This is a genomic window from Pseudomonas sp., assembly GCF_030147005.1.
Lineage (GTDB): Bacteria > Pseudomonadota > Gammaproteobacteria > Pseudomonadales > Pseudomonadaceae > Aquipseudomonas.
Genome location: NZ_JASLAW010000181.1, coordinates 1 through 5,376, shown reverse-complemented (window position 1 = coordinate 5,376; position 5,376 = coordinate 1). Strand labels below are relative to the sequence as shown.

Annotated in this window: 4 protein-coding genes and 3 pseudogenes; 2 read left to right on the top strand and 5 right to left on the bottom strand. The window is 58.5% G+C overall.

The window, feature by feature from the left end:
* The first annotated feature begins 74 nt into the window (after positions 1 to 74).
* Positions 75 to 1,235 (top strand): aminotransferase class V-fold PLP-dependent enzyme, encoded by a 1,161-nt coding sequence (locus tag Q1V60_RS17155; protein ID WP_300632701.1) that lies wholly within the window; start codon positions 75 to 77, stop codon positions 1,233 to 1,235.
* A gap of 49 nt (positions 1,236 to 1,284) precedes the next feature.
* Entirely contained in the window at positions 1,285 to 3,093 is a 1,809-nt protein-coding gene (locus Q1V60_RS17150) for an aminopeptidase P family protein (RefSeq protein ID WP_300632698.1), read from the top strand.
* Here the strand turns inward: Q1V60_RS17150 and Q1V60_RS17145 are convergent.
* The 5 genes and pseudogenes from Q1V60_RS17145 to Q1V60_RS17125 all read right to left on the bottom strand — a co-directional run.
* Positions 3,086 to 3,231, bottom strand: a pseudogene (locus tag Q1V60_RS17145) (DsbA family protein); the annotation flags it as partial. The gene Q1V60_RS17150 and the pseudogene Q1V60_RS17145 sit on opposite strands and share 8 nt — an antisense overlap.
* A 14-nt stretch (positions 3,232 to 3,245) precedes the next feature.
* Positions 3,246 to 3,380 (bottom strand): annotated as a pseudogene (locus tag Q1V60_RS17140) (glucose 1-dehydrogenase); the annotation flags it as partial.
* 126 nt (positions 3,381 to 3,506) lie between these two features.
* Positions 3,507 to 3,788 (bottom strand): hypothetical protein, encoded by a 282-nt coding sequence (locus Q1V60_RS17135; protein WP_300632696.1) that lies wholly within the window; start codon positions 3,786 to 3,788, stop codon positions 3,507 to 3,509.
* A gap of 167 nt (positions 3,789 to 3,955) precedes the next feature.
* On the bottom strand, positions 3,956 to 4,843 hold the full coding sequence (gene rhtA, locus Q1V60_RS17130) for a threonine/homoserine exporter RhtA (protein ID WP_300632693.1): 888 nt from the start codon (positions 4,841 to 4,843) through the stop codon (positions 3,956 to 3,958).
* A gap of 159 nt (positions 4,844 to 5,002) precedes the next feature.
* Positions 5,003 to 5,376: pseudogene (locus tag Q1V60_RS17125) on the bottom strand (hypothetical protein); the annotation flags it as partial.

Below are 5,376 nucleotides of genomic sequence, written 5' to 3'. Positions count from 1 at the left end.
CCTGACGACCTCTGTTCTGTTCGATGCCCCCGCGACACCGTTCTCGGGAACACGCTCTGCGAGTCTTTAACCTCATGAATAAACGTCCGTTGTATTTCGACTATGCCGCCACCACGCCGGTGGATGAACGGGTCATCCAGGTGATGGTTGAGTGTCTGGGCTTCAATGCCAATTTCGGTAACCCCGCGTCCAGTTCCCACGCATTCGGCCAAGCGGCCCGGCAAACGGTTGAGCAGGCACGCTGCCAGGTGGCCGAACTGGTCGGCGCCCAGCCCGAGCAAGTTGTCTGGACCTCCGGCGCCACCGAGTCCAACAACCTCGCGATCAAGGGCGTGGCCCAGGCGCGTGGCGTGACGGGCGGGCATATCATCACCAGCCAGATCGAGCACAAGGCCACACTCGACACCGCGCGGCAATTGCAGGAATCCGGGGTGGCGGTAACGTATCTGGTGCCTGATGCGGATGGCTTGATCAGTGTCGAGGCCGTCAGTGAAGCACTGCGTGAAGACACCTTTCTGGTGTCGCTGATGCTGGTCAATAACGAACTGGGCACTTTGAACGACATCCCGGCCATTGGCGCGCGGGTGCGTGAGCAGGGGGCGTTGTTTCACGTGGACGCGGCGCAAGGGGCTGGCAAGGTAGCCATCGACCTGGCGCAGTGGCCGGTGGATTTGATGTCGTTTTCGGCTCACAAACTGTACGGCCCGAAGGGCATCGGCGCGTTGTACGTAGGACCTCGGGCGCAACAAAAGGTATTGGCGCAGATTCATGGTGGTGGTCATGAAGGGGGTTTGCGTTCGGGCACCCTGGCGACTCACCAGATTGCGGGCATGGGCACGGCCTTCGCCTTGGCGGCGGCGTCTTTTGCCGAGGAGAAGGCACAGATCGTGGCCTTGCGACAGCGTCTGTTGGATCAGTTGGAGTCGATCGCGGGTGTGCGCCTTAACGGCAGCCCTACACAGCGAATTCCCCATACCCTTAGCCTTACGTTCAACGAAGGCGAATTCAACCCGAGTGCGTTGAGTGCAGGGGTTGCCTTTTCGGCGACTTCAGCGTGCAATTCGGCCAGCAACGCACCATCCCATGTGCTTCTGGCCCTCGGGCATGACGCTCGCAGCGCCGGGCGCACCATTCGCTTAAGCCTGGGCCGGTTTACCACCGAGCGCGATATCGACGAAGCGGTACAACTGATCAAATCGGCACTGGCCAGCGCACCGGCGTTCTGGGCAGTCTGAACCTTCACCCGCAGTCCATAACAATTATTAGTGGTTAGCAGGAGACACAATGAGTACGCAGCCTTTGACCCATGGAACGGTTCCCCAGCGCCTGGCGCATACCCGTGAGCTGATGAGCCGAGAGGGGGTTCATGCCCTGCTGGTGCCGTCGGCGGATCCGCATTTGTCCGAGTACCTGCCGGGATACTGGCAGGGGCGCCAATGGTTGTCGGGGTTCCATGGTTCGGTGGGGACCTTGATCGTCACTGCGGACTTTGCCGGTGTGTGGGCCGACAGCCGCTACTGGGAACAAGCGACGAAGGAGCTCAAGGGCAGCGGCATTGAGCTGGTGAAACTGCAACCGGGCCAACCTGGGCCGCTGGAGTGGTTGGCTGAACAAACCCCGAAAGGCAGCGTAGTGGCAGTCGATGGCGCGGTAATGGCCGTGGCGTCGGCACGCACCCTGGGTGGCAAGCTGGCGGAGCGCGGCGCGCGCTTGCGTACGGACATCGATCTGCTCAATGACGTCTGGCACGACCGCCCGGCGCTGCCGAACCAGCCGATCTATCAGCACCTGCCGCCGCACGCTACCCTCAGCTGTGGCAAAAAACTCGAAGCCCTGCGCGTCAGCCTGAAAGACAAAGGCGCTGACTGGCATTTCATCGCGACCCTGGATGACATCGCCTGGTTATTCAACCTGCGCGGTGGCGATGTATCGTTCAACCCGGTATTCGTGTCTTTTGCCTTGATCAATCAACAGCAGGCCACTCTGTTCGTAGCGTTGAGCAAAGTCGACGCCGAGCTGCGGGCTGCGCTTGAGCGCGATGGCGTGAGCGTGCGCGACTACAGTGATGTGGCTGACGCGCTGCGAGATGTACCGTCGGGGGCACGTCTGCACATTGATCCGGCACGCGTAACGGCCGGTCTACTGGAGCACCTCGACCCCGGCGTAACGCTGGTGGAGGGCTTGAACCCGACCACGCTGGCCAAGTCCCGCAAAAGCCTGGCTGACGCCGAACATATCCGTCAGGCCATGGAGCAGGATGGCGCCGCCTTGTGCGAATTCTTCGCCTGGCTGGAGTCGGCCCTGGGTCGTGAACGCATTACTGAGCTGACCATCGACGAGCATCTGACGGCAGCGCGTGCTCGCCGTCCGGGTTATGTATCGCTGAGTTTCAACACCATTGCTGCCTTCAATGCCAACGGCGCGATGCCGCATTACCACGCCACGCCAGAAGAGCATGCCGTGATCGAAGGCGATGGCTTATTGCTGATCGACTCGGGCGGGCAGTACCTGGGCGGTACGACGGATATCACGCGGATGGTGCCCATCGGCACGCCGAGTGAAGAACAGAAGCGCGATTGCACGCGGGTGCTCAAGGGCGTGATTGCCTTATCCCGCGCTCACTTCCCCAAAGGCATCCTGTCGCCGCTGCTCGATGCCATCGCGCGCGCGCCGATCTGGGCCGAGGGCGTGGATTACGGCCATGGCACAGGGCATGGTGTAGGGTATTTCCTCAATGTGCACGAAGGCCCGCAAGTGATCGCCTACCAGGCGGTCGCCGCACCGCAAACGGCAATGCAGCCGGGCATGATCACGTCGATCGAGCCGGGCACTTATCGCCCAGGGCGTTGGGGCGTGCGCATCGAGAACCTGGTGTTGAACCGTGAAGCGGGGAACACCGAGTTTGGTGAATTCCTCAAGTTTGAAACCCTGACTTTGTGCCCGATCGACACCCGTTGCCTGGAGCCTTCTTTGCTCACGGCCGACGAGCGCGAATGGTTCAACGCTTATCATGCCCAAGTGCGTGAGCGCTTGAGCCCGTTGCTCAGTGGCGATGCGCACACGTGGTTGCAGGTGCGCACAGAGGCTATTTGATCGATGGCTGACTGAGGGCTTCGCGTACGAAATCCAGCCGGTCCTGACCGAAAAACAGTGTGTCGCCTACAAACATGCTGGGGCACCGAATACGCCGCGTTTAATAGCGTGTTCGGTTTTTTCCTTGAGAGCGGTTTTTTACTGCTTCATTGATTGCTGGCAAAGCCATGTGCTTCACCGCCAACCAATTGGATGCTGCGCACCAACAGCTGCAGTTTGTCGGCGCAGCGACGAGTGACCCAGGGCACGTAACCTTTGCGGATGAAACGCTTGGCAATGGGCCGCAGGTCGCATTACTTTCTTGTTGTGCGCCATGGCAACTCCGTTGGCTCGATGATCGAGCAGGAGGTTAGCCGCAACGCCGCGCGGGGCTGGACCTTCAATGGAATTGGGGGTGGGCCCTGCTCAAGTATCTATTTGCAAATGACGATCATGCTGCGACTGGTGTAGCCGGCAGGGTTGAGGCCGAAGGGGTAATCCCCGGGCTCCTCAGAGTTGTCGCCGGATTTGGCGATAACCCGATAACCTTTGACGCCGCATGAATTGGCTGCACTGGTGTGGCACTGGTCCCAAGAGGAGGACAGGCCCGAACAGTTGATATGCAGCCCTTTTTTGCCCCGTTTCACTTCTGTCTTAGTGGTCGCGGCACAGCCAGCAATGCCTATGACCAGCAACAGTATAAAAATTCGATTCATTCCAATCCTTAAATAGCCGCTTCGTAAAAGGATCGAAGCCAGCTTTTACTCGCTCTCGAGCGTAGCGTTCATGCTGTCCGTGTCGAACTTCTCCATGAAAGACATTCGTTTACGGCCTAAACATGGCCTAAATAAGCGGTAAATACCAGAGTTGCCTTTAAAGAGGGTCAGTCGGCGGGCACCAGGGGTTTGGATTCGTTGCGCATTGTCAGCGTGGCGCCGACCGAGGCCAGAATAATGCAGGTGATGGCCAGCCATTGCGCGAGGGTCAGGTGTTCATGCAGGAAGAACAGGCCGGAGAGGGCGCCGAACGCTGGCTCGATACTCATCAAGGTGCCGAACGTGCGAGCGGGCAGGCGAGTGAGCGCGACCATTTCAAGTGTGTAGGGCAGGGCGGTGGACAAGATCGCGACACCGATGGCAACAGGAATCAAGGCGGGAGTCAGCAACGCGGTACCGGCGTGCACGATGCCGATGGGCGCGACGAACAGAGCGGCAATCATTACGCCGAGCGCGGCGGTCTGCACACCGTTATCGTTCCCCGCCTTTTGGCCGAACAGAATATAAAGCGCCCAGCAGATGCCGGCGCCGAGCGCATAGGCGGCACCGACCACGTCGATGCCATTGCTGGCTTCGCCCATCGGTATCAGCAGGAGCAAACCCATGATCGCAAGGGCGATCCACAAAAAGTCCACTGCTCGGCGCGATGCGTAGATGGCCACGGCGAGCGGGCCCGTGAACTCCAGGGCTACCGCAATACCCAACGGGACGGTGCGCAGCGACATATAGAAGAGAAAGTTCATGCCACCCAGTGCCATGCCGTAGACAATCACGGTGCGCAGGGACTTGGCCGTCAGTTTGGCGCGCCATGGGCGTAATAGAAGCAGCATGATTACGCTGGCGAAGATCAAGCGCAGGGTGGTGGTACCTTGCGCGCCGATGACAGGGAACATGCTTTTGGCCAGCGAGGCGCCGGACTGGATGGATGCCATCGCGATCAACAGCAGGCCGACGGGGAATAATATGGAGGCCAGGCTGCGGGGTGGAGTGGTCATTGAAAGTGTTCTTCCGAAGTCTTAGTAGAAGGCAGAAGGGGCTATGATGCTTAAGTGCGATGCATTGAGCAATATATTGCTCAGTTCGGTCCGATTTGAGGGAGTACAGGCTGTTTGATAGAAAATTCACATTAAGCATTGACGGCGAATTTTATCTGTCTATAATTCGCCCCACTTCCGGCGCAGTCGAAACGGAAAACTCCTTGGTAAACAATGAGTTAAGTAGGTTTCGGAAGCAGGTCGCTTCAGTTCATTGAAGCCAAAAGGAAGTTGAAAAAGAGGTGTTGACAGCAGCGTGTAACGCTGTAGAATTCGCCTCCCGCTTACGAGAGATCGCAAGCGCAAGTGGTTGAAGTTGTTGAAGAAATCTTCGAAAGCTTCTAAAAATAACCGCTTGACAGCAAATGAGGCTGCTGTAGAATGCGCGCCTCGGTTGAGACGAATAGCTCTTAACCAACCGCTCTTTAACAACTGAATCAAGCAATTCGTGTGGGTGCTTGTGGAGTCAGACTGATAGTCAACAAGATTATCAG